Below are 22,086 nucleotides of genomic sequence, written 5' to 3' on the forward strand. Positions count from 1 at the left end.
GCAGATCGGCTCCCGCCGGGAGCACCCACCGCCACGTTCGATGACTTTCGTGTTCTGGCTGATTTCCCGTCTTCCGCTGCGCCTGCTCCAGGCGCTCGGCGGTGCGCTCGGACTGCTGGCCGCCCGCCTGCCAGGCCGCTACGGAAGTCGGCTGCGGGAGAATTTCCTGCTTGCCTACCCGGACGCAACGGAATCGATGATCGCCGACGCGGCGCGCTCGGCCGGGTGCATGGCTCTGGAAATGCCCTACTTCTGGAGCCGCAAGACCATTGGCGCCAAGCTGTATGGCTTCGACGATTACCTCTGGCCGGCACTGGAAACGCTGCAGGCGCGCGGCCACGGCCTCATTATCCTCACGCCTCACCTCGGCTGCTTCGAAGTGCTGCCGCAATCGCACGCCTTGCTGCGCCCGGTAACGGCATTGTTCAAGCCGCCTCACCAGGCCTGGCTGCGCGACTGGATCGAGCGCATGCGCACCCGGCCAAACCTGGCGATGGCGCCCGCCACGCCGCGCGGCGTGCGCATGCTGGTCAAGGCGCTCAGGCGCGGGCAGGCCGTCGGCATCCTGCCGGATCAGGTGCCAAGCGGCGGCGAGGGCCACTGGGCACCGTTTTTCGGCAAACCCGCCTACACCATGGCACTGGTCCATCGCCTGCAGCAATTGACGCGCGCCCCGGTGGCCGCCATCTTCGGCGAACGCCTGCCGCGCGGCGCCGGCTATCGCGGCCATCTTCGCATCATCAACGATGGCGGCATGTTGCCCGAAGATCCGGCTGAAGCCGCCGCCGTCATCAACCGCACCATCGAGGAACTCGTGGCGATTGCGCCCACGCAGTATCTCTGGAGCTACAACCGCTACAAGACCCCGTCCGGCATGGAGCATCCGCCCCACACGCTGCCGGCTACCGAATCCTCCCACTCATGAGCCGTATTTTCACGTGGCTTGGCATCGGCCTGCTGACCGTGCTGGGCAAGTTGCCTTATCCACTGGTTGCCCGTTTTGGCGAAGGGCTGGGCAGCCTGCTTTACCTCGTCCCCAGCAGCCGGCGCCGCATCGTGCAGGCCAACCTGCGCGCCGCCTTTCCTGACAAAGGCGAGGCCGAGATCGACGCGCTGTCGCGCGAGTCATTCCGCACCGTGTTCCGCAGCTTTGCCGAGCGCGGCATTTTCTGGACTGGCAGTGAAGCGCAGATGCGCCGCTGGGTGCAGATCGACGATCAGGCCGATCTCGTGGCCATGGACGGTACGCCCCATATCCTGGTCACGCTGCACCTGTCTGGCGTGGAGGCCGGCGCTATCCGCCTGACCATCCACCTGCGCGACAACGTGGGCCGCTCGGGCGCATCGCTCTACACCACGCAGAAAAACACGCTGTTCGACGGCTTCCTCAAGCATGCGCGCGGCCGCTTCGGCGCGAAGATGATCTCGCGCAGCGACAGCGCGCGCGACATCCTGCGCTGCCTGAAAAAAGGCGAGGCGCTGCAGCTGATTGCCGACATGGACTTCGGCGAACGCGATTCGGAATACGTCGAGTTCTTCGGCGTGCAGGCGCTGACGCTGACTTCCGTGTCGCGCCTTGCCCGCATGACCGGGGCCAAGGTGGTGCCCATCTACACGGAGATGCTGCCCGATTACCAGGGCTACGTGCTGCGCATCCTGCCGGCCTGGGAAAACTATCCCGGCGACAGCGTGGCCGAGGACACGCGCCGCATGAACGCCTTCTTCGAGGACTGCATCCGACCCCGCGTGGCCGAGTACTACTGGGTGCACAAGCGCTTCAAGAATCGCCCGCCCGGCGAACCGTCGATCTACTGACCGCGGCCGGCAGGCCCGGCCTTGCACGACTACAATTCGCACCATGAAACTCCAGTTCACCAAGATGCACGGTGCCGGCAACGACTTTGTCGTGCTCGACGGCATCCACCAGCAACTCGACCTGACCACCGGGCAGTGGCGCGCGCTCGCCAGCCGGCATTTCGGCGTGGGCGCCGACCAGATGCTGGTCGTCGAAAAGCCCACGCGCGACGATGCTGACTTCCGTTACCGCATCTTCAATGCCGACGGCAGCGAGGTGGAGCACTGCGGCAACGGCGCGCGCTGCTTCGTGCGCTTCGTGACCGACAAAGGCATGACCGACAAGCGCTCGGTGCGTGTCGAGGTCATGAACGGCATCATCACGCTGACGCTGCAGGATGACGGCCAGGTCACGGTGGACATGGGCGCGCCCGAACTGGAACCGGCCCGCGTGCCGTTCCGCGCCGAAGGCCTGCCCACGCGCGCGCAAGGCGAAGACACGCTCTACGGACTCGAGGTCAACGGCCGCACGGCCTGGATTTCGGCCGTGTCGATGGGTAATCCGCACGCCGTGCAGGTGGTCGACCATGTCGAGGACTTCCCGGTACTCCAGGATGGCCCGATCGTAGAAAACCACCCCACCTTCCCGAACCGCGTAAATGCCGGCTTCCTGGAAGTGGTCGACCGCCACACCGCCCGCCTGCGCGTGTACGAACGCGGCGCCGGCGAAACCCTGGCATGCGGCACCGGCGCCTGCGCGGCGGTCGTCGCCGGCATCCGCCGCGGGCTGCTGGATTCACCGGTCAAGGTCCACACGCATGGCGGCGACCTGAGCATTGCCTGGGACGGCGGCGCAACGCCCGTGCGCATGACCGGACCCGCCACCACGGTGTTCGAAGGCACCATTGACCTGGCTGCCCTGCCGGCGTAACCATAGGGGCCTGTGCGCCCCGCTTCGCTTCATCGCTGCTTGACTGCGGCGGGGCTTCCGAACGAGACGATGGAGCCCTATATGCCGCTGGACGACTACCGCATCACCTCGGGCAAGCGCTTCAGCCTTGCCAGCTTCGACCCGGGAAGCAAGCCGTTTTCAATCGGCGACAAGCAGGAAGACCAGGCACGCATCGCGCAGATCAGCAACGAACTGGATCTCGAACAGGACATCTTCTACGCCGAGCACCGGCGCAAGATCCTGGTCGTGTTGCAAGGGATGGACACCAGCGGCAAGGACGGCACCGTGCGTTCGGTGTTCCGCAGCTTCGATCCGCTTGGCATCCGCGTGGTCAGTTTCAAGGCGCCGACCCCGGAAGAGCTTGCGCGCGACTACCTTTGGCGCGTCCACCTGCAAGTACCCAAATCCGGCGAGATCGTACTGTTCAACCGCAGCCACTACGAAGACGTGCTGATCACGCGTGTGCATGGCTGGATCGATAACGAGGAATGCGAGCGGCGCTACCGGCAGATCCGCGCGTTCGAGACGCTGCTGACCGAGACCGGCACCACCCTCGTCAAATGCTTCCTGCACATCTCGAAGGACCAGCAGAAGTCGCGCCTGGAAGCGCGGCTGGCCGATCCGCAGAAGCAGTGGAAATTCGATCCGACCGACCTGGCCGAGCGCAAGCACTGGAAGGCTTACATGAGCGCCTACGAGTCCGCCATTGCGGCCACCAGCACGCCGGAGTGCCCGTGGTACGTCGTGCCGGCGGACTCCAAGACCCACCGCAACCTGATGGTGGCCGAAATCCTGTCCGAGGTGTTCCGCCAGCTCAAGCCGGCTTACCCGCCGCCGCAGCCCGACCTGAACAAGGTCAAGATCGAGTAGCGCGAGCGCGGCAGCGGCACCGCTGCCGCGTCACTCGTGGTCGCCGTTGCCGCGATGCACGTCGTGAGTCACGAACGGGTGCTCCCGGCTGGGCATCGCGAGCCATTTCGGATGGCGCAGCGTGTCGCGGATATCGTCGAGCCCGCTGGACCAGTGCTCCTGCATCGCGAGCAAGCCGAACTGGTAGTCCTTGGCGCTGTTCTCGAACGACTTGTCGCGATAGATCAGCTGGATCACGTTGCGGCGCGCATCGCACGCATGCTCGGCCGCGCGGCGATACCAGTCACTGTCGCGCCTGGACGGCGGCACCAGGGCCATCACTTCGCTGAGCATGCGCCGGAAATTCTGCTGCTCGCGCATGTAGTCGGTGATCGTGCGCGTACGGCTGGAATACTGGATGTCCTTCTGCCGCTCGGCCACTTCGCTGAGGTCGTGCGGCAGCTTGCCGCGCGCGCTCCACAGATCGACCTGGAAGATCAGCGCATCGCGGCGCGGCTGGGCGGTGAGCACTTCGGCCAGCGGCGTGTTGGAAACCAGCCCGCCGTCCCAGTAGTACTCGCCCTCGATCTCCACCGCGGGGAACCCCGGCGGCAGCGCGCCGGAAGCCATGAAGTGCTCGGGAAGCAGCGTGTCGCGCGTATTGTCGAAATAGGCGAAGTTGCCGGTCCGGACATTGACCGCGCCCACCGATACCCGCATCTCCTTGGGCCGGTTGATCAGGTCGAAGTCGGCAAAGCGCTCGAGCGTGGCCTTGAGCGGCGTGGTGTCGTAGTAGCTGGCGCGCGTCGGGTCGGTATAGCGCGTGACCAGTTCCAGCCAGTTGCGCGGCATGAAGAAGCCGCGCTGGCCTTCGAACATCGCGCGCGCGGCGTGCAGGCCGTCGAACCAGACGCGCAGCGGTTCGGGCCAGGACTCCGCATTCTCGAACATGTTCGAATGCGCAAGGCTGGGAAGCCACGGCTGCGCGCAGATGTATTCCCAGAACGCGCGCAACTGCTCCACGCGCCGCTCGGGCGGATTGCCGGCGATGATCGCCGCATTCAGCGCGCCGATGGAGATGCCAGCGACCCAGTTCGGGTAGATGCCGCCTTCAGTCAGGCCCTGGTAGACGCCAGCCTGGTAGGCGCCCAGCGCGCCGCCGCCTTGCAGCACCAGCGCGCGCACGGCGTAGGCCTCATGGGGTGGGCGTCCCGGTTCGGGGCCCTTGGGCAAGTCCTCCGCGGGCCCGCACGGATCTACCTGCGCCTTGCGCTTGCGCGCGGGCCTTGCTCGTGCTCCAGCTTCCTGCGTTTCCTGCCGCTCTTTGCCCGCCACGCCATGCTCCTTGCCAAGTGAAGAGTCCTGCTACGGCGCCGCCCGCCCGGGACCATTCCCGGGTGGCAATGCGCCGGGATTCCGGTCAGACGCCGTAGCGCTGCCGGTAGGCAGCCACCGCCTCGCGCGAAGCAGACAGCGACGGATTGTTGGAGGCATCCAGGTAGGCCAGCAGGTCCTTCAGGCTGGCAATCGCGATCACGGGCACGCCGTATTCGCGCTGCACGTCCTGCACGGCCGAATGCGTGCCGATCTGTTCGGCGGTGCCGCTCTTCTCCATGCGGTCCAGCGCGATCAGCACGGCGGCGGGTTCGGCACCCGCGGCGCGGATCAGCTGCATCGATTCACGCACCGAGGTGCCCGCGGAGATCACATCGTCGATGATGACGACTTTGCCCTGGAGCTTCGCGCCGACCAGCGTGCCGCCTTCGCCATGGTCCTTGGCTTCCTTGCGGTTGTAGGCAAAGCCGACATCGCGGCCCATGCCGGCCAGCGCCACCGCGGTGGCCGAGGCCAGCGTGATGCCCTTGTAGGCCGGCCCGAACAGCACGTCGAACTGCACGCCCGAGGCCAGCAGGGTTTTCGCATAGAATTGCGCCACCTGGCCCAGCATGGCGCCCTGGTTGAACAAGCCGGCATTGAAGAAGTACGGCGACTTCCGGCCCGCCTTGGTGACGAACTCGCCAAAGGACAGCACGCCGGCGTCCAGCGCGAAGCGGATGAAGGTCTGGCTGAGGTCCGGCTGGCCGGCCTGCTGCGCGGTGGAAGGCGTCGTCTGCTGCGTCATCTTTTCTCTCTGAATTCAAAAATTTCCCGCATGTTACGGATTATCAGCGCCAACCTCAACGGCATCCGCTCCGCGTCCAAGAAGGGCTTTTTCGAGTGGATGGGCAAGCAGGACGCGGACATGGTCTGTGTACAGGAACTCAAGGCGCAGGCCGCCGACATGACCGAGGCGTTCCTTGCGCCACATGGTTACCACGGCTATTTCCACTACGCCGAGAAGAAGGGCTACAGCGGTGTCGGTCTCTACACACGGCACAAGCCCGAGCGCGTGATCACCGGCTTTGGCAACCCGGAATTCGACGGCGAAGGCCGTTACGTGGAAGTGCAGTATCCACACCTTGCCGTGATCTCCGTCTATGTGCCCTCGGGCTCGAGTTCGGAGGAGCGCCAGCAGGCAAAGTTCCGCTTCATGGAGGCCTTCCTTCCGCACTTGTTGCAACTGAAGGCCAGCGGGCGCGAAATCGTGCTGTGCGGCGATGTGAACATCGCGCACAAGGAAATCGATATCAAGAACTGGAAGGGCAACCTGAAGAACTCGGGCTTCCTGCCGGAAGAGCGCGCGTGGATCGGCGCCCTGTTCGATACCCACGGCTATGTGGACGTGTTCCGCCAACTCGATTCGCGGCCCGAGCAGTACACCTGGTGGAGCAACCGCGGCCAGGCCTACGCCAAAAACGTCGGGTGGCGTATCGATTACCACCTGGCCACGCCGAAGATCGCCACCACGGCGCACGTGTGCTCGATCTACAAGGATGAGAAGTTCAGCGACCACGCGCCGCTGTCGATCGATTACGACTACCCGCTCTGACAGTGCGCCTCAGGCCGCCCGGACTTCTGCAAGGAGCTCCGGGTGGCGGTCCAGTAACTTGAGAAGCTGGATCAGGGCCAGCGGTGGTTTAGTCTTGCCCGTTTCGTAGCGGGAGAACGCGTTGACGCCGCCCCCGAAAATGTCTGCGGCTTCCCGCTGGTCAAGGCAAAGTTTCTTGCGGACGGCGGTGATATATGTCGGGTCCACGAGTGACGCATTGACCTGTTTATTGAAGGCCAGCATCGACTTGCTGACTCTTTCACCGTCGTTGATGTCCAGTACACCGTCGCCGCATTTGTGACACCACTCCCCCTGCACATCGCAGATTACGGTGGTTTCTCCGCGATACGTATAAGGCATGTCACGCACACCTTTCACCAGCTCCGCACCACCACAAGCAGGACACCTCATCCGCAACTCCTTGGTCAGCCCGGATCGTTGGCTTATCGGGGCTTGAACGACACCACCAGCACCTGATCCGTCATTGTCAGCTTTACGTAGAGGCCACCATATCGCGTGACAGGTCGGTAGACGTCCTGCCACACCCGATGATCCTCGTAAGCAGTCATACTTTTATAGAAATCCGCCGGCTCAAGGCCCAGCAGGATGTCACGCACCCCGTGCCAATCCAGTTTCATTCGCGCCGCTCCGGCGTACGCGACGTAGGTCATTTTCATCTGACCTGCCGCCAGCATGTCCTTCACATGCCGCAGCTTGTAATGCGCCGTGCCCTTCTCCATGCAAATTAACCTACTAGGTTAAATCACGCAAGCCCCGAACCACGCCAGACCGCAATAATCCAATCGGTACAAACCCCTGCGACTGACCCCCAAGCCCGTTACAATGCAGGTTCGCCCCTGCGCCCGGCAGGAGATGTTTCGCATTCCCCCGCATTTCAAAGAGCGAGTCCGCCATGGTTTTCAAAGTGTTCGTCGATGGTCAGGAAGGCACTACCGGTCTCCGGTTGCTTGACTATCTCTCCGGTCGTTCCGATGTCGAGTTGCTGCGCATTGCAGAAGACAAGCGCAAGGACCCGGCTGAGCGAGCACGCTTCCTGAACGCCGCGGATGTCGCTTTCCTGTGCCTGCCGGACGTGGCCTCGCGCGAGGCCGTGTCGCTGGTGACGAACCCGAATACCTGCGTGATCGACGCCAGCACGGCGTTCCGTACCGACAACAACTGGGCCTACGGCCTTCCGGAACTGGTGCGTGGCCAGCGCGAGAAGATCCGCGCCAGCAAGCGCATCGCGGTGCCGGGCTGCCACGCCAGCGCCTTCGTGCTGGCGGTGCGCCCGCTGGTGGATGCCGGCGTGCTGCCGCGCGACTACCCGGTGTCGGCGTTCTCGCTGACCGGCTACAGCGGCGGCGGCAAGAAGATGATTGCCGACTTCGAAGCCGGCGGTAACCCGAAGCTGCACAGCCCGCGCAAGTACGCGCTGGGCCTGCAGCACAAGCACCTGCCCGAGATGCGCGTGCAGGGCGGCCTGGCGTCGGAACCGATCTTCAACCCGATCGTCGGCAACTTCCTGAAGGGCCTGGCGGTGACGGTGCCGGTGTTCGCGGATCGCCTGGCGCGCAAGGTGAGCCCCGAGCAGATCGTCGATGTCTACCGCAAGCACTATGAAGGCGAGCAGTTCGTGCGCGTGATGCCTTACAACAGCGACGACAACCTCGACGACGGTTTCTTCGACGTGCAGGCCAACAACGACACCAACCGGGTCGACCTGTTCGTGTTCGGCACGCCCGAGCGCCTGAACCTGGTCGCGCGCCTGGACAACCTGGGCAAGGGCGCGGCCGGCGCAGCGGTGCAATGCATGAACGTGCATGTGGGCGCCGACGAGGCGACCGGCCTGCAAGCCTGACCGCTCTCGCCGCTCAAGCAAAAAAAGCCGGCATTGCCGGCTTTTTTGTTTCCCGCGGGGGCGATCAGCGTTTCAGCGGCCGCTGGCGATCGTCATCGCCGGAATCGACCGGCGCATCCCCAAGATTGGCCATATTGGCGCGATACGGCGGCAGGCGATCCACTGTGGTGTGGATGGCGCGCGCATACAGCGGCAGCACCTCCGGCATGTGCTTCTCAAGGTCGGCAATACGGCTGCGCCCGGACGGATGCGTGGACAGGAACTCGGAGCCCGACTGCGTGACCTTGGCCATCTTCTGCCAGAGCGTCACGGCCGCGCGCGGGTCATAGGCGGCGCGCGCGGCGATGTCCATGCCGATCAGGTCAGCCTCGCTTTCGTCCGCGCGCGAGAAGCGCAGCGTCAGCAGGTGCGCGCCGGTCCCCAGCGCCATATTGCCGAGATTGCCGAAACCGAACAGCTGCGAAACGACATTGGCGCCAAGGTTTGTGATCTCCGACTTGGCGGCGCGCTCGCGCGCATGTTCCTGCAACGCGTGCGCGATCTCGTGGCCCATGGCCATGGCGATCTCGTCGTCGGTCAGCTTGAGCTGGTCGAGCAGGCCAGTGTAGAACGCGATCTTGCCGCCCGGCATGCAGAAGGCATTGACCTGCTTCGAGCCGATCAGGTTGATTTCCCACTGCCACTGGCGCGCGCGCTCGTTCCAGCGCACGGTTTCCGGCAGCAGCCGCTTGCCGATGGCGCGCAGGCGCTGCAGCTGCGGATTGCTGTCGCCGGCCAGCGCACGCTTGGCGATCGCCTCCTGCTTGATCTGCTCGTACTCCTGCGCGGCCTGTTGCTCGATGACCTCGACCGGCACGATGTTTCGTACTGCAGAGCCGCCGCGCTGCAAGCGGATGCCGTCTCCCTGGGCGTCGTCCTGCTGGGCCAGCGCCAGCGGCGCCACCGTGATCGCCGCGCCCACGGCCAGCACGCAGGCCATGCGGGACAGCACAGGACGCGAAACACCAGGCAGGTGGCGGGACATGTTCGGTTCCTTGGGGGCGATAGGGAAGGCCGGTGGCAGTCGGACACAAAGCGGGCAAACGGGTGATGCAATAATACACGGCGCCCCCGCAGCCGCGCGGCGCCATCCGCCCACGCCATCCATGACTTTCCAGGACTATCTCGACATCTTCCGCAACCGCCGCATCGGCGCCATGCTGGCGCTTGGCTTCGCTTCCGGGCTGCCGCTGGCGCTGACGTCCGGCACGCTGCAGGCCTGGATGACGGTGGAAGGACTCGACATCAAGACCATCGGCTTCTTCTCGCTGGTGGGCCAGGCCTATATCTTCAAGTTCCTGTGGGCGCCGCTGATGGACCGCTACACGCCGCCGCTCCTGGGCCGGCGCAAGGGCTGGCTGCTGGTCACGCAGCTCGGGCTGGTGGCGGGCATTGCGGCCATGGCGTTCTGCCCGCCGCGCGAAGCGCTCTGGACGCTGGCGGCGCTGGCCACGCTGGTGGCCTTCCTGTCGGCGTCGCAGGACATCGTGTTCGACGCCTACAGCACCGACGTGCTGCGCCCGGCCGAGCGCGGCGTGGGCGCGGCCGTCAAGGTGCTGGGCTACCGGCTGGCGATGCTGGTCTCAGGCGGACTCGCGCTGTGGCTCGCGGACCGCGTCCTGGGCTGGTCGCAGATGTACCTGCTCATGGCCGCGCTGATGGGCATTGGCATCGTCACGCTGCTGTGGGCGCCCGAGCCCGACGTGCCGGCACGCGCGCCGCGCTCGCTCGAAGAGGCCATCGTGGGTCCGCTGCGAGATTTCTTCTCACGTCCCGGCGCGTGGTGGCTGCTGCTGCTGATCGTGCTGTACAAGCTTGGCGACGCGTTTGCCGGCAGCCTGTCCACGACGTTCCTGATCCGCGGCGTCGGCTTCTCCGCCGGCGAGGTCGGCATCGTCAACAAGACGCTTGGGCTGGCCGCGACCATCGTCGGCGCGCTGTTCGGCGGCACGCTGATGGTGCGCCTGGGGCTGTACCGGTCGCTGATGTTGTTCGGCCTGCTGCAGGCGGTGTCCAACCTGGGCTACTGGATCCTGTCGGTGACGCCGCCGCACCTGTGGTCGATGGGCGCCACCATCGCGATCGAGAACCTGTGCGGCGGCATGGGCACGGCGGCGTTCGTGGCGCTGCTGATGACGCTGTGCAATCGCTCATTCTCGGCCACCCAGTACGCGCTGTTGTCGGCGCTGGCCTCGGTCGGCCGAGTCTATGTCGGGCCGACATCCGGCTACATGGTGGAGGCGTGGGGCTGGGCGCCCTTCTACCTCGGCACGGTGCTGGTGGCGCTGCCCGGCGTGCTGCTGCTCTGGGCCATGCGCCGCACCGTCCATCGCTACGAGGCCCAGGCGCGCGAGGCAATCGCCTGAGCCGCAGTCCCCGGACCTCGCTTATTCCTTGTAGTACACGATCTGATGAGACGTGGCGAGCAATTCGCCACCCGCGCTCCAGACCTGCGCGCTCTGGTCGAAGAAGCCCTGGCGGAACACCTGGGCCCGCGCGCTGCATAGCACGTGGCTGTCGCCGAGCGCGGCCAGCGTGGCCGCATCGGCGTGGAAATACGTGGTCAGCGACACCGTGCCCGCCGGTACGAAGCCCGCGCGCTTGAGGAAGATGCGCGGGTAGAAGCTGTCGCACCATGCGGCCATGGCCGCGAAGTCCGGCGTGCGGGCCGGCTCGTCGCGCAGCCAGAATTGCGTCAGGCTGTCCGGGTGTTCCGTGCCCGGCTCCGTGGTCGGCTTGGCGCCGCGGAACGGGCGCATGTCATAGGACTTGAGCCAGCGCACCGGTGCAAATCCGGCCATGGCCGGCACGTCTTCCGCCGCTGGGGCCTCGGGCCGCACCGCCTCCCCGCACGACCATGTCTCGCGTCGCAGTGAAAACACAGCGGTGGCCGTGGTGGCCACCGCATCGCCCTGGCGCAGTTCGATCTGCCAGTGCTGGGTCGAGCGGTTGGTGCGCGTGGGGCGTGCCTCGATCTCGAACGGCCCTTCGGCGATCGGCCCCGCGAAGTTGACCGTCAGCGAGAGCGGATCGCCCAGGCGCTGCGGGTGCAGCAGCGCCGCCTGCAGCAACGTCGCTGCGGTGATGCCGCCGAACGGCCCGATCATGTTCCAGTAGGCCGGCGTAGTGCGGCCCCGGAAGCGATGCTCGCCGGCTGGCTCCAGCACGAGCGCGTCGTCAAAGGGATGAAGCAGCGTGCCGGCGGCAGCGGCGGCAACGGTTTGGGGCGCGAAGGTCATGGCAAATAGCACGGTCGTTCGATACCTGCCTACATTAGCCGTAGTCAGGGTTCGCGTCAACGCCAATTGCCGTCAGCCTCTCGCGCGTGTTCGCAGCGGCACGGTCCAGCCAAGCTGGTTAGCGATCACACCGAGCAGGACCAGCCCCATGCCAGCAAGCTGCAAAGGCCCCAGCACGACATGAAACACCGCCACGTCAATGACGATGGCAACCAGCGGGTAGACGAACGACAGCGTCGCGATCGACACCACGTTCAACCGCTGGAACGCGCCATAGAGCAGCGTGTACATGAAGCCGGTATGGACCAGCCCAAGCGCCAGCAGCGCGCCCCAGGCACGCCCGTCGAAGCTGGCCACGGCCGGGTGCGCCAGCGGTGCCAGCATGACCACACCAATCACCATCTGCAGCCCGGCGATCTGCCCGGGTGGAATGCCCTGCAGGCGTCGCGTGGCCAGGGTCGTGATGGCGTACAGCAGCGCCGCCAGCATGGCCAGCCCAATCCCGGACAGCATGGACATGCCCTGCGCGCCGTGTTCCAGGCCCGTAATCAGCATCACGCCCGCGAAGGCCAGCAGCAGCCACGGCAGCCGGGCGAACGGGAACGACTCGCGCTGGAACAGGGCCGTCAGGATCAGCAGGAAGAAAGGCTGGGTGTGATAAACCACGGTGGCAATCGAAATCCCGCTGTAGGCATAGGCCGAGAACAGGCACAGCCAGTTGAGGATCAGCGTCACGCCGCCGAGCACCAGCCAGCCCAGGCGCGCGCGGTCGAGCCGCACCCAGCCGCGCTGCAACGTCAGCACGCCAAGCAGCGACGCGCCACCGAACACGCAGCGGAAGAACACCACGTCGAGCGTGGGCTGGCCGCTGGTGACCACAAACCAGCCGATTGTGCCGGACAGCGCCATGGCGGCGACCATGCGCCAGGTGCCGCCGGCGCTCGTTTGTCGAGAAGTCATGAAATGCTCCGGTGAATCCGTGACGGCATTGTTCCACCATGCCATGCAGTCAACAATCCAGCTGTAACTCAATTAGTATTTGACTTCAGGTCACAAGAAACGGAGCCCTCCATGCAAGCTGCCTCATTGAATGCGATGGCGGTGTTTGCGCGCGTGGTGGAATGCGGGAGTTTTTCCGCCGCCGCGCAGGACCTGGGCATGACCCCGTCGGCCGTCAGCCGCCATATCTCCCGGCTGGAGGCCACGCTCGGCGCCAGCCTGCTGCAGCGCACCACGCGGGCCTTTGCATTGACCGAACTCGGCCACGCCGTCTATGCGGCCTGCGCGCGCATGACGGCAGCCGCGCGCGAGGTTTCCGCGCTCGGCAGCGACCATGCCGGTGAACCGCACGGCGTGTTGCGCATCAGCGCCCCGATCGTGTTCGGGCAAACCTGGCTGGCACCGCGCCTGCCGGCGCTGCTGGCGCGATATCCGGCGCTGGAGCTGCAGCTGACGCTGGCCGACCGCATGGTCGATCTCGTGGAAGAAGGCCTGGACGTGGCGATCCGCATTGCGCGCGAGCTGCCCCCCGGCCTGGTGGCGCGGCCGTTGCGCGAGGTGCGCTACCGCCTGGTGGCATCACCAGCGTGGTTGCGCCAGCACGGGGCTCCCGCACGTCCGGAAGACCTGCCGCACGCGCGCTGCCTGTATCTGGGCTATGGCGCATTCGGCGAGCGCTGGTCGCTGCGGCACAAGGACTTGGGCGATGACGTCACCGTGCGCATCCCGCCCCGCTTCACCCTCAACAACAGCGTGGCGATCGTGGCCATGGTCGAACGCGACGCGGGCATCGGCCTGGTGCCCGACTTCTCCGCCGCGGATGGCCTGGCGGCCGGGCGGCTAGTCACGGTGCTCGATGACTGGGACATCCTGGAGCCCTATGTCGGCACCGCTTATGCGGTGTACACCCCCACGCGGCACGTCCCGCCCAAGGTGCGGGCCTTGGTCGACCACCTGGTCGAGACGGCGTCAGGCCACTGACGCCGTCCGGTCAGACCGAGCAGACCCGGTACACGGCGAGACTGCCGCGCCAGTTCTCGGCCCAGTTCACGGTGATGCCTTCGTGCATGACCACGCGGTCGAGCACGCGCAGGCCGACCTTGGGCGCCAGCGCCTCGAAATCGCTGATGGTCAGCACGCGCACGTTCGGCGTGTTGTACCACTGGTACGGCAGCGATTCCGACACCGGCATGCGCCCGCGGAACACCGACAGGCGGTGCGGCCAGTAGCCGAAGTTCGGGAACGAGACAATGCACTCGCGCCCGACGCGCAGCGTGTCGCGCAGCACCTGCGCGGTGTTGTGGATGGTCTGCAGCGTCTGCGACAGGATCACCGTGTCGAAGCTCTTGTCCTCGAACAGCGCCAGGCCGCCTTCCAGGTTTTGCTGGATGACATGGACGCCCTTCTGCGCGCAAGCCAGCACGCCTTCGTCGCGGATCTCGATGCCGTAGGCCTGCACCTCCAGTTCGTCCTGCAGGACGCGCAGCAGGCTGCCGTCGCCGCAGCCGAGGTCGAGCACGGTGGATTTGGGTTCGACCCAGCGGGCGATCGCGCGGAAGTCCGGGCGCAACGCGAGGATATTGGGATTGGCGAGGGCGTTCATGCGCCGATCTCCTCTGCGATGCGCTCGTAGTAGGCGCGCATCAGGTTGTGGTAGCGCGGATCGTCGAGCAGGAACGCGTCATGGCCGTGCGGTGCGTCGATCTCGGCGTACGAGACCGGGCGCTTGTTGTCGAGCAGCGCCTTGACCAGTTCGCGGCTGCGGTTCGGCGCGAAACGCCAGTCGGTGCTGAAGCTCGCCACGAGAAAGCTCGCCTGCGTCTGTGCCATCGCGCGCGTCAGGTCGCCGCCGTAGGCGAGCGCCGGATCGAAATAATCCAGCGCTCGCGTGATCAGCAGGTAGGTGTTGGCGTCGAAGTACTCGGCAAACTTGTCGCCCTGGTAGCGCAGGTAGCTCTCGACCTGGAACTCGACGTCGAACGAGAAGCGGATGTCCTCGGACTTCAGCTCGCGGCCAAATTTCTCGGCCATGTCCTCGTCCGACAGGTAGGTGATGTGGCCGATCATGCGCGCCACGCGCAGGCCGCGCTTGGGCTTCACGCCATGCGCGTAGTAGTTGCCGCCGTGGAAATCGGGGTCCGACAGGATGGAGCTGCGCGCCACCTCGTTGAACGCGATGTTCTGCGCGGACAGCTTGGGCGTGGACGCGACCACGATGCAGTGGCGCAGGCGCTGCGGATACATCAGGCTCCAGGCCACCGCCTGCATGCCGCCCAGGCTGCCCCCCATGACCGCGGCGAACTGCGCGATGCCGAACACATCGGCCACGCGCGCCTGCGCGTTGACCCAGTCCTCCACCGTCACCACCGGAAACATCGCGCCATAGGGCTCGCCCGTGGCCGGGTTGGTGCTCATCGGCCCCGTGGAACCGAAGCAGGAGCCCAGGTTGTTCACGCCGATGACGAAGAAGCGGTTGGTGTCCAGCGGCTTGCCCGGGCCCACCATGTTGTCCCACCAGCCCACATCGCGCGGATCATCAGCGTAGACGCCGGCCACGTGATGCGACGCGTTGAGCGCGTGGCAGACCAGCACGGCATTGGAGCGGTCTGCGTTGAGCGTGCCGTAGGTCTCGACCATCAGGTCGTAGGCGGCGATGGACGAGCCGTTGCGCAGCTTCAGCGGCTCCTGGAAATGCATGCGCTGCGGCGTGACCACGCCGACGGAATCATTCGGCAGCGTGAGCGCGGCAGGCGGCAAGGCGACATCTGTCATGGAATCGGCCCGCGTCAAGCAGGCATAAAAAAACCCGACCGGCAGTGCGTATAAAGCGTCGCAGCCAAGTCGGGCATTCGCGGAGTTCCGCGTGCCGGCGTGATTCCCGAACCTGCCTTGGGGGCGCCGACCCAACTTCTTTAGCCGCATTTATATTCGCAGGCAGAGATCCCAGGTTTTCCAGGGCCATCCGGCTGCCGCGCGCCCGCAAGCCAGTCATCAAATCGGCGCGACGGCTTATTATAGTGCAATCCGCCGGACGCGCCGCATCGGGCGCGAACCTGCCGCATGCGGCATGGTCCGGCACCGACGAATCGCCATGCACAAGCCGAACATCCTGGTCATCGAAGATGAATCCACCATTGCCGACACCATCGTCTATGCGCTGTCCACCGACGGCATGGCCGTGGAGCACTGCGCGCTGGGCGGCGCCGGCCTGGAGCGCCTGCGCGCGCAGGTGTATGACCTGGTGATCCTGGACGTGGGGCTGCCCGACGTGAGCGGCTTCGAAGTTTGCCGCACGCTGCGCACGTTCACGGACGTACCGATCATCTTCCTGACGGCGCGGCATGATGAGATCGATCGCGTGGTCGGCCTGGAGATCGGCGCGGACGACTATGTCGTGAAGCCATTCTCGCCGCGCGAGTTGGCCGCGCGCGTGCGCGTGATCTTGCGTCGAGCGAACCGCCAGTCCGCTGGCGAAGGCCCTGGCCACGCCGCGCCCACGCCTTCTCGCCAGAGTCCCTTCACCGTCGATGCCGACGGCGCGCGCGTTGCCTACCAAGGCCACTGGCTCGAACTGACGCGCTACGAGTACCGTCTGCTGGCGCTGATGCTGCGCCACCCGGGCCGCATCTACTCGCGCGCCCAGCTTATGGACGCGGTCTGGCACGACGCGCCGGACACCATCGACCGCACCGTCGATACCCACATCAAGACCGTGCGCGCCAAGCTGCGTACGCTCGATGCCGACAGCGACCCGATCCGCACGCATCGCGGCATGGGATATTCCATCGAGCCGTAACGGCCGACGGTCCTGCATGCATATCGGGCTTCGCATCTTCTTCGGCTTCTTCGTGATCGTGGGCCTGGCGGCCTTCCTCACACTGCGCGTGTTCGTGCAGGAGGTGAAGCCCGGCGTGCGCCAGGCCATGGAAGACACGCTGGTCGATACCGCCAACGTGCTGGCCGCGCTGGCCGCCGACGACATGAAGCACGGCCGCATCGCCGACGGCGCGTTCGCACAGCGCCTCGCGCGCGTGCAGGATGCACCGGTGGACGCGAGTGTGTGGGGCCTGCGCAAGCAGTCGGTGGGCTACCGCATCTACATCACCGATACGCGCGGCATCGTTCGCTTCGACACCAGCGGCAGCGCGGTGGGCACCGACTATTCGCGCTGGAACGATGTTTACCTGACGCTGCAGGGCAAGTATGGCGCGCGCAGCACGCGCGCCAACGCCGACGACGAGAACAGCACCGTCATGCATGTGGCCGCGCCGCTCCGCGACCCCGTCGATGGCAAGACCCTGGGCGTGCTGACCGTGGCCAAGCCCAACCTGGCCATGGCGCCGTTCATCGAGCGCAGCCAGCGCAAGATCCTGCTGCACGGGCTGCTGCTGATGGGCGTGGCCTTTGTGATCGGGCTGGCCTGCACGCTGTGGCTGGTGTACGGGCTGCGCCAGTTGCAGCGCTACGCGCGCACCGTGGCGGCCGGAGAACGCGCACAGATGCCGCTGCACGGCGCCAGCGAGCTGGCGGAGCTTGGCCGTGCCGTGGAAACCATGCGTCTGCGGCTGGAGGGCAAGCAGTATGTGGAGCACTACATCCACACGCTCACGCACGAAATGAAGAGCCCGCTTGCGGCGATCAGCGGCGCCGCGGAGTTGCTGCAGGAGGACATGCCGGCCGCTGACCGCCAGCGCTTCGTCGCCAATATTCGCGGCCAGTCCGAGCGACTCGCGCAAATGATCCGCAAGCTGCTGGCGCTGGCCGCGGTGGAGCAGCAACAGCGGCTCGACGCCACCGAACGCGTGGAACTGCTGCCGTTGCTGGGCACGCTCGTGAACGAACTGGAGCCGCGTGCGCGACAGCGCGGCGTGACATTTGCCATGGCACCAGCCGCCGGGCCTGTGCCATCCGTACAGGGCGATCCATTCCTGCTGCGCCAGGCGCTGGCCAACCTGCTCGAGAACGCACTTGATTTCGCGCCGGCGGCCAGCACCGTGCAACTCCGCGTGAGCGACCACGGCGCATCCACCGGCCAGCTCACGATCGAGGTCGCCGACCGCGGCCCCGGCATTCCCGACTACGCACTGCCGCGCCTGTTCGAACGCTTCTACTCGCTGCCGCGCCCGGGCGGCCACGACAAGAGCACCGGCCTCGGGCTGTGCTTCGTGCGCGAAGTCGCCAACCTTCACCATGGCGAAATCACCATTGCCAATCGCGACGGCGGCGGGGCGATCGCCACGTTGACGCTGCCGGCCGCGGCCTGATTCCGCCCGCTTCACAAAGGGCACACAGAGGCTTCACGCGGGCCCCACCGTGCGCGCACAGGCCGTGGCTAAGCTGGCCGGCACCTTCATCACCGGGCCAGTGCCATGAACAAGATCCTGCTATACAAATCCCTGATCACCGGCGTGCTGATCGTGCTGATCCTGATCCCGCTCAGCCTTGTCGGCAACCTGGTGCAGGACCGCAAGGCCTACGGCCAGGAAGCCGAGCAGAGCATCTGGAAGAGCTATGCCGGCCCGCAGACGCTGACCGGCCCCGTGATCGTCGTGCCGTACAAGGAAGTCACCTCCGTCACCGAACGCCCCGATCCGAAGCAGCTGCCGGCCATCACGCACAACGTCGAAGCCCGCCAGTTGCTGGTGTTTCCGCAGGCACTGCGCGTGCAGGCCAGCGTTACGCCGGGCGAGCGCTACCGCGGCATCCACAAGACGCTGGTGTATGAAATGCAGAGCCGCTGGGAGGGCAGCATTACGCTGCCCACGCCCGATGACCTGACCCGCTCGCCGGGCCACGTGCGCTTCGAAGTCGGCCAGCCTTTCGTGGCGCTGGGCATCACCGATACGCGCGGCCTGATGAGCGCGCCGACGCTGGAACTGGATGGCCGCAAACTGCCGCTGCAGCAGGGCGCGAAGCTGTCCACGCTGTCGCAGGGACTGCATGCGGAGCTGGACCTGCCCGCATTCAAGCCCGCGGCGGCCCAGCCGCGCACCGAGGGCCGTACCGTGTCGTTCGCGCTGACGCTGCCGCTGCTGGGCGCGCAGTCGCTCGCCGTGGTGCCGCTGGCTGCGCAGAACGATATCGCCATCGATTCACCGTGGCCGCATCCGAGCTTTGACGGGGAGTTCCTGCCGCGTACGCGATCGGTCGATGCCACCGGCTTCCGCGCCAGGTGGAGCGTCACGGCATTCAATACCAAGGCACGCGAACAGCTGTCGGGTTCGCGCGGCATGGCGCTGGATACGGTCTCGGTCAAGCTGATCGAGCCGGTCAACATCTACCTGCAGACCGAGCGCGCCACCAAGTACGGCATCCTGTTCGTGCTGTTGACCTTCGCCGGTTTCTTCCTGTTCGAGCTGATCAAGCAGCTGCGCATCCATCCCGTGCAATACCTGCTGGTGGGCCTGGCGCTGGCGCTCTTCTTCCTGCTGTTGCTGAGCCTGTCCGAGCATATCGCCTTTGCGCTGGCCTACCTGGCGGCAAGCGGCGCCTGCATCGGCCTGCTCGGCTTCTACCTGTCGTTCGTGCTGCGCAGCTGGAAACGCGGGCTGGGCTTCGCCACGCTGCTGACCACCCTGTATGGCGCGCTCTATGTGCTGCTGCGCTCGGAGGACAACGCGTTGGTGCTGGGCTCGCTGCTGCTGTTCCTGCTGCTCGCCGCGATCATGGTGGTAACGCGCAAGGTCGACTGGTACGCGGCCGGTGCAGCCTTGCAGCCGCAGCGTGAAAAGGCGGCGGCCGCAATCGTTGCAGGTACGGGTACGGGTTCGGAAGACGCGACGGTCTAGCCGAGCAGCACGCGCAGTTGCGCTTCCGCGCGCTCGCCAGGCGACTTGCGGAAGCCGCTCTTGGCGTAGCGGTGCCACTGGCCCTGGACATAGGCCATGACCAGCGCGGCGCGCAGCGCGACGTCGGCATCGGCCGGGAACGCGCCCTGCGTCACGGCGATCTTCAGGCACTGGCGCAGCGACGCCTCGATGCGGTCGATCATCTGGTTGATGCGCTCCTGCAGGCGCTCGTGCTCGCCCACGAGCGCCTCGCCCGTCAGTACGCGCGTCATGCCGGGGTTCTTCTCGGCGAACGACAGCAACATGCGTACGATGGCCTGCATCTGTCGCAGGCCGTGCTCTTCATTCGCCGTGATCTGGTTGATCAGGCCGAATACGGTTTGCTCGATGAAAGCGATCAGCCCTTCGAACATCTGCGCCTTGCTGGCGAAATGACGGTACAGCGCTGCCTCCGACACGCTCAGGCGCCCCGCCAGCGCGGCGGTGGTGATCTTTTCCCCGCGCGGATGCTCCAGCATGGCGGCCAGCGTCTGCAGGATCTGGACGCGTCGCTCGCCCGGGCGCGGGCGCTTGCGCGCCGGCGGCGCATTCTCGCTCGCCGGCGCGTCGTCCTGCCCGTCCGGCACGACCGCCTCCGACGGGGTTCCGTTGCTTTCCATCATGACCCGGTTCTCCGCATTCTTCGTTGTAGTTGATGCATGGATTGTACTTTTATGTCCACATAGGCCGGCCGGTTCGGCACGCGCGCCCGTACGCGCGGCGCGTCGGGCTGCGACTGCGGCGACAGCGCCGCGGCCCCGGCAGCGGGCGGCACCTGGGCTTCGGCCGCGACCAGCGTCACCGAACGCTCCTGCGCGGCATGGCTGGCGTGCTGGCGGTCTTCGGCCTCGAGCGTGGAGCGCACCGCGGCATCGCCGCGGCTGCCCGCCGCTTCCGGCGCGGCAACCGCGTGCGGGCGCGACGGCGCGATCGTGCGCAGGTAGCCCGTTACCCACGCGGTGCGGATGCCGATGCCGGCATAGCGCTTGAGGTGCGACAGCGTGTCTTCCACCAGCACGGCGCGGTGCGGCGCAATGCCGGTCTGCGCCAGCAGGCGGCGCAGCATGCGCCGGTCAGGCTTGGGGCGCAGGTGTCCGTGCACCCACATGTGCTCGATGGCCACCACGCGTTCGAAGCAATGGCTGATGCCGGCAATATCGAGCACCGCGCGCGCATAGTCCTGCGGCGCGTTGGTGACGAGGATCTTGCGCCCCGGCAGCCGGCGCAGATGCGCGGCCAGCCCGCGCCGCACGCGCACCATGTCGGCCAGTTCCGGGAACTCGTGCGCGGCGCGCAGGAAATCCGCCGGGTCCACGCCGTGGTGGCGAATCATGCCGAGCAGCGTGGCCCCGTAGCGCTGCCAGTAGTCGACGCGCACGCGGCTCGCGGTGGCGTCGTCGCAGCCGAGCACGCGCGCGACATACGCAGTCATCAGCCGGTTGATCGCCGGGAAGATCGCGTGCGAGGCGTCGTGCAGCGTGTTGTCGAGGTCGAACAGCCACACCGTGCCGCCGGACTGGTCGCCGGCCGGCCGGCGGCGCAGGCGCGCCGGCGCGCGGCGCGAAGTGGAATGACTGGAAGGCACGCCGGACGATTGGAATTGCAAAGGGGAAGGAGGCAGCGGGCAGCGCGCCAGATGGGCGCCGCCCAGTGGATGCCGCTCAGTGCGAGCGGATCATCGTGCCGAACGCCTGCTCGGTCAGGATTTCCAGCAGCAGCGAATGCTCGATGCGGCCGTCGATGATGTGCACCGAATGCACGCCGCTCTTGGCGGCGTCGAGCGCCGACGAGATCTTGGGCAGCATGCCGCCCGAGATGGTGCCGTCGGCGAACAGTTCCTCGATCTCGCGCGCGGACAGGTCGGTCAGCAGGTTGCCCTTCTTGTCCATCACGCCGGGGATGTTGGTCATCATCACCAGCTTCTCGGCCTTGAGGATCTCGGCCATCTTGCCGGCCACCACGTCGGCGTTGATGTTGTAGGCCTGGCCGTCGTCGGAGAAGCCGATCGGCGAGATCACCGGGATGAAGGCGTCGTCCTGCAGCGCCTTGACCACGGCCGGGTTGATCGCCTCGATATCGCCCACGTAGCCGATGTCGATGAAGGCGCCCGGGTTTTCGCGGTCCGGCATCTGCAGGCGCTTGGCGCGGATCAGGCCGCCGTCCTTGCCGGTCAGGCCCACGGCCTGGCCGCCGTACTGGTTGATCAGCATCACGATGTCCTGTTGGACTTCGCCGCCGAGCACCCACTCGACCACTTCCATGGTCTCTTCGTCGGTCACGCGCATGCCCTGCACGAAGGTGCCGACCTTGCCGACCTTCTTGAGCGCCTCGTCGATCTGCGGGCCGCCGCCGTGCACCACCACCGGGTTCATGCCGACCAGCTTCAGCAGGATCACGTCGCGCGCGAAACCGTGCTTGAGCTTTTCCTCGGTCATGGCATTGCCGCCGTACTTGACCACGATGGTCTTGCCGTGAAACTTGCGGATATAGGGCAGCGCCTCGGCGAGAATCTCGGCTTTGAGGGCGGGGGCAATTGCGGCCACCGCAGTCGCGGCAGCTCCGGGGTGGTCGGCGTTCATGGCTTGGGACATCCGTGA

At 66.2% G+C, this 22,086-nt stretch carries 23 protein-coding genes; 11 read left to right on the forward strand and 12 right to left on the reverse strand.

From position 1 onward, the window contains the following. Positions 1-40: 40 nt before the first annotated feature. The 4 genes from AC3FKH_RS01750 to AC3FKH_RS01765 all read left to right on the forward strand — a co-directional run bounded on the left by AC3FKH_RS01750 (position 41) and on the right by AC3FKH_RS01765 (position 3,616). Positions 41-925, forward strand: a complete 885-nt coding sequence (locus AC3FKH_RS01750) for a lysophospholipid acyltransferase family protein (protein ID WP_488672412.1) — start codon at positions 41-43, stop codon at positions 923-925. Then, a complete protein-coding gene (locus tag AC3FKH_RS01755; RefSeq protein ID WP_483710182.1) occupies positions 922-1,815 on the forward strand; it encodes a lipid A biosynthesis lauroyl acyltransferase in 894 nt (297 codons plus the stop codon). Before AC3FKH_RS01750 ends, AC3FKH_RS01755 begins: the two co-directional genes overlap by 4 nt. Before the next feature lie 43 nt (positions 1,816-1,858). After that, the gene (gene dapF / locus AC3FKH_RS01760; RefSeq protein WP_488672413.1) at positions 1,859-2,725 is read left to right on the forward strand and encodes a diaminopimelate epimerase; all 867 of its coding nucleotides are present in this window, start codon (positions 1,859-1,861) and stop codon (positions 2,723-2,725) included. A gap of 81 nt (positions 2,726-2,806) precedes the next feature. Continuing rightward, on the forward strand, positions 2,807-3,616 hold the full coding sequence (locus tag AC3FKH_RS01765) for a polyphosphate kinase 2 family protein (RefSeq protein ID WP_488672877.1): 810 nt from the start codon (positions 2,807-2,809) through the stop codon (positions 3,614-3,616). A 30-nt stretch (positions 3,617-3,646) separates the two neighbouring features. On the opposite strand, the gene AC3FKH_RS01770 is transcribed toward AC3FKH_RS01765, so the two are convergent. Together AC3FKH_RS01770 and pyrE are read right to left on the reverse strand one after the other, a co-directional pair. Then, a complete protein-coding gene (locus AC3FKH_RS01770) occupies positions 3,647-4,828 on the reverse strand; it encodes a patatin-like phospholipase family protein (protein WP_488672878.1) in 1,182 nt (393 codons plus the stop codon). Between the two features lie 187 nt (positions 4,829-5,015). Beyond that, positions 5,016-5,717 carry an orotate phosphoribosyltransferase gene (pyrE, locus tag AC3FKH_RS01775; protein WP_211946943.1) on the reverse strand — a complete coding sequence of 234 codons (702 nt, stop codon included), beginning with the start codon at positions 5,715-5,717 and terminating at the stop codon, positions 5,016-5,018. A gap of 30 nt (positions 5,718-5,747) precedes the next feature. On the opposite strand from pyrE, the gene AC3FKH_RS01780 reads away from it, so the two are divergent. Then, positions 5,748-6,524, forward strand: a complete 777-nt coding sequence (locus AC3FKH_RS01780) for an exodeoxyribonuclease III (RefSeq protein ID WP_483710180.1) — start codon at positions 5,748-5,750, stop codon at positions 6,522-6,524. A 9-nt stretch (positions 6,525-6,533) separates the two neighbouring features. On the opposite strand, the gene AC3FKH_RS01785 is transcribed toward AC3FKH_RS01780, so the two are convergent. Further along, positions 6,534-6,935, reverse strand: coding sequence for a type II TA system antitoxin MqsA family protein (locus AC3FKH_RS01785; protein WP_488672414.1), 402 nt, complete (start codon positions 6,933-6,935; stop codon positions 6,534-6,536). A 32-nt stretch (positions 6,936-6,967) separates the two neighbouring features. Further along, entirely contained in the window at positions 6,968-7,264 is a 297-nt protein-coding gene (locus AC3FKH_RS01790) for a type II toxin-antitoxin system MqsR family toxin (protein WP_488672415.1), read from the reverse strand. 173 nt (positions 7,265-7,437) lie between these two features. Here AC3FKH_RS01790 and argC point away from each other — a divergent pair, with 173 nt between their 5' ends. After that, positions 7,438-8,385, forward strand: a complete 948-nt coding sequence (gene argC, locus AC3FKH_RS01795) for an N-acetyl-gamma-glutamyl-phosphate reductase (RefSeq protein ID WP_488672416.1) — start codon at positions 7,438-7,440, stop codon at positions 8,383-8,385. Positions 8,386-8,449: 64 nt separating this feature from the next. Here the strand turns inward: argC and AC3FKH_RS01800 are convergent, their stop codons facing one another. After that, positions 8,450-9,409, reverse strand: coding sequence for a M48 family metallopeptidase (locus AC3FKH_RS01800; RefSeq protein ID WP_488672417.1), 960 nt, complete (start codon positions 9,407-9,409; stop codon positions 8,450-8,452). A gap of 121 nt (positions 9,410-9,530) precedes the next feature. Here AC3FKH_RS01800 and AC3FKH_RS01805 point away from each other — a divergent pair, with 121 nt between their 5' ends. Continuing rightward, positions 9,531-10,790 (forward strand): muropeptide transporter, encoded by a 1,260-nt coding sequence (locus AC3FKH_RS01805; RefSeq protein WP_488672419.1) that lies wholly within the window; start codon positions 9,531-9,533, stop codon positions 10,788-10,790. Positions 10,791-10,811: 21 nt separating this feature from the next. Here the strand turns inward: AC3FKH_RS01805 and AC3FKH_RS01810 are convergent, their stop codons facing one another. Together AC3FKH_RS01810 and AC3FKH_RS01815 are read right to left on the reverse strand one after the other, a co-directional pair. After that, positions 10,812-11,663: an acyl-CoA thioesterase gene (locus tag AC3FKH_RS01810; RefSeq protein ID WP_488672420.1), complete on the reverse strand. Its 852-nt coding sequence runs from the start codon at positions 11,661-11,663 to the stop codon at positions 10,812-10,814. Positions 11,664-11,735: 72 nt separating this feature from the next. Then, on the reverse strand, positions 11,736-12,623 hold the full coding sequence (locus AC3FKH_RS01815) for a DMT family transporter (protein ID WP_488672422.1): 888 nt from the start codon (positions 12,621-12,623) through the stop codon (positions 11,736-11,738). Positions 12,624-12,734: 111 nt separating this feature from the next. Between AC3FKH_RS01815 and AC3FKH_RS01820 the strand changes: the two genes are divergently transcribed. Beyond that, the gene (locus AC3FKH_RS01820; RefSeq protein ID WP_488672424.1) at positions 12,735-13,643 is read left to right on the forward strand and encodes a LysR family transcriptional regulator; all 909 of its coding nucleotides are present in this window, start codon (positions 12,735-12,737) and stop codon (positions 13,641-13,643) included. Positions 13,644-13,653: 10 nt separating this feature from the next. Here the strand turns inward: AC3FKH_RS01820 and metW are convergent, their stop codons facing one another. Together metW and metX are read right to left on the reverse strand one after the other, a co-directional pair. Continuing rightward, the gene (metW, locus tag AC3FKH_RS01825; RefSeq protein WP_488672426.1) at positions 13,654-14,265 is read right to left on the reverse strand and encodes a methionine biosynthesis protein MetW; all 612 of its coding nucleotides are present in this window, start codon (positions 14,263-14,265) and stop codon (positions 13,654-13,656) included. Next, positions 14,262-15,434 (reverse strand): homoserine O-succinyltransferase MetX, encoded by a 1,173-nt coding sequence (metX, locus tag AC3FKH_RS01830; RefSeq protein ID WP_488672428.1) that lies wholly within the window; start codon positions 15,432-15,434, stop codon positions 14,262-14,264. The genes metW and metX overlap by 4 nt, the downstream gene beginning before the upstream one ends. A gap of 319 nt (positions 15,435-15,753) precedes the next feature. Between metX and creB the strand changes: the two genes are divergently transcribed. The 3 genes from creB (at position 15,754) to creD (ending at position 19,450) form a co-directional block, all read left to right on the forward strand. Beyond that, a complete protein-coding gene (gene creB / locus AC3FKH_RS01835; protein ID WP_488672430.1) occupies positions 15,754-16,458 on the forward strand; it encodes a two-component system response regulator CreB in 705 nt (234 codons plus the stop codon). 16 nt (positions 16,459-16,474) lie between these two features. Continuing rightward, a complete protein-coding gene (creC, locus tag AC3FKH_RS01840; RefSeq protein ID WP_488672432.1) occupies positions 16,475-17,926 on the forward strand; it encodes a two-component system sensor histidine kinase CreC in 1,452 nt (483 codons plus the stop codon). Positions 17,927-18,031: 105 nt separating this feature from the next. Then, a complete protein-coding gene (gene creD / locus AC3FKH_RS01845; protein ID WP_488672434.1) occupies positions 18,032-19,450 on the forward strand; it encodes a cell envelope integrity protein CreD in 1,419 nt (472 codons plus the stop codon). On the opposite strand, the gene slmA is transcribed toward creD, so the two are convergent. From slmA to argB, 3 genes are all read right to left on the reverse strand, one after another. Next, positions 19,447-20,112, reverse strand: coding sequence for a nucleoid occlusion factor SlmA (slmA, locus tag AC3FKH_RS01850; RefSeq protein WP_488672436.1), 666 nt, complete (start codon positions 20,110-20,112; stop codon positions 19,447-19,449). The genes creD and slmA overlap by 4 nt on opposite strands. Further along, entirely contained in the window at positions 20,109-21,074 is a 966-nt protein-coding gene (locus tag AC3FKH_RS01855) for a pyrimidine 5'-nucleotidase (RefSeq protein ID WP_488672438.1), read from the reverse strand. Before AC3FKH_RS01855 ends, slmA begins: the two co-directional genes overlap by 4 nt. Before the next feature lie 76 nt (positions 21,075-21,150). Next, positions 21,151-22,080, reverse strand: a complete 930-nt coding sequence (gene argB, locus AC3FKH_RS01860) for an acetylglutamate kinase (protein ID WP_483710169.1) — start codon at positions 22,078-22,080, stop codon at positions 21,151-21,153. Between the last annotated feature and the right edge of the window lie 6 nt (positions 22,081-22,086).

Source organism: Cupriavidus sp. 21MJTG02-4, from assembly GCF_057798975.1.

Coding starts and splice junctions, on each gene's coding strand:
- AC3FKH_RS01750 (WP_488672412.1), top strand. CDS start 41: ATGACTTTCGTGTTCTGGCTGATTTCCCGTCTTCCGCTGCGCCTGCTC.
- AC3FKH_RS01755 (WP_483710182.1), top strand. CDS start 922: ATGAGCCGTATTTTCACGTGGCTTGGCATCGGCCTGCTGACCGTGCTG.
- dapF (WP_488672413.1), top strand. CDS start 1,859: ATGAAACTCCAGTTCACCAAGATGCACGGTGCCGGCAACGACTTTGTC.
- AC3FKH_RS01765 (WP_488672877.1), top strand. CDS start 2,807: ATGCCGCTGGACGACTACCGCATCACCTCGGGCAAGCGCTTCAGCCTT.
- pyrE (WP_211946943.1), bottom strand. CDS start 5,717: ATGACGCAGCAGACGACGCCTTCCACCGCGCAGCAGGCCGGCCAGCCG.
- AC3FKH_RS01780 (WP_483710180.1), top strand. CDS start 5,748: ATGTTACGGATTATCAGCGCCAACCTCAACGGCATCCGCTCCGCGTCC.
- AC3FKH_RS01785 (WP_488672414.1), bottom strand. CDS start 6,935: ATGAGGTGTCCTGCTTGTGGTGGTGCGGAGCTGGTGAAAGGTGTGCGT.
- AC3FKH_RS01790 (WP_488672415.1), bottom strand. CDS start 7,264: ATGGAGAAGGGCACGGCGCATTACAAGCTGCGGCATGTGAAGGACATG.
- argC (WP_488672416.1), top strand. CDS start 7,438: ATGGTTTTCAAAGTGTTCGTCGATGGTCAGGAAGGCACTACCGGTCTC.
- AC3FKH_RS01800 (WP_488672417.1), bottom strand. CDS start 9,409: ATGTCCCGCCACCTGCCTGGTGTTTCGCGTCCTGTGCTGTCCCGCATG.
- AC3FKH_RS01805 (WP_488672419.1), top strand. CDS start 9,531: ATGACTTTCCAGGACTATCTCGACATCTTCCGCAACCGCCGCATCGGC.
- AC3FKH_RS01810 (WP_488672420.1), bottom strand. CDS start 11,663: ATGACCTTCGCGCCCCAAACCGTTGCCGCCGCTGCCGCCGGCACGCTG.
- AC3FKH_RS01815 (WP_488672422.1), bottom strand. CDS start 12,623: ATGACTTCTCGACAAACGAGCGCCGGCGGCACCTGGCGCATGGTCGCC.
- AC3FKH_RS01820 (WP_488672424.1), top strand. CDS start 12,735: ATGCAAGCTGCCTCATTGAATGCGATGGCGGTGTTTGCGCGCGTGGTG.
- metW (WP_488672426.1), bottom strand. CDS start 14,265: ATGAACGCCCTCGCCAATCCCAATATCCTCGCGTTGCGCCCGGACTTC.
- metX (WP_488672428.1), bottom strand. CDS start 15,434: ATGACAGATGTCGCCTTGCCGCCTGCCGCGCTCACGCTGCCGAATGAT.
- creB (WP_488672430.1), top strand. CDS start 15,754: ATGCACAAGCCGAACATCCTGGTCATCGAAGATGAATCCACCATTGCC.
- creC (WP_488672432.1), top strand. CDS start 16,475: ATGCATATCGGGCTTCGCATCTTCTTCGGCTTCTTCGTGATCGTGGGC.
- creD (WP_488672434.1), top strand. CDS start 18,032: ATGAACAAGATCCTGCTATACAAATCCCTGATCACCGGCGTGCTGATC.
- slmA (WP_488672436.1), bottom strand. CDS start 20,112: ATGATGGAAAGCAACGGAACCCCGTCGGAGGCGGTCGTGCCGGACGGG.
- argB (WP_483710169.1), bottom strand. CDS start 22,080: ATGTCCCAAGCCATGAACGCCGACCACCCCGGAGCTGCCGCGACTGCG.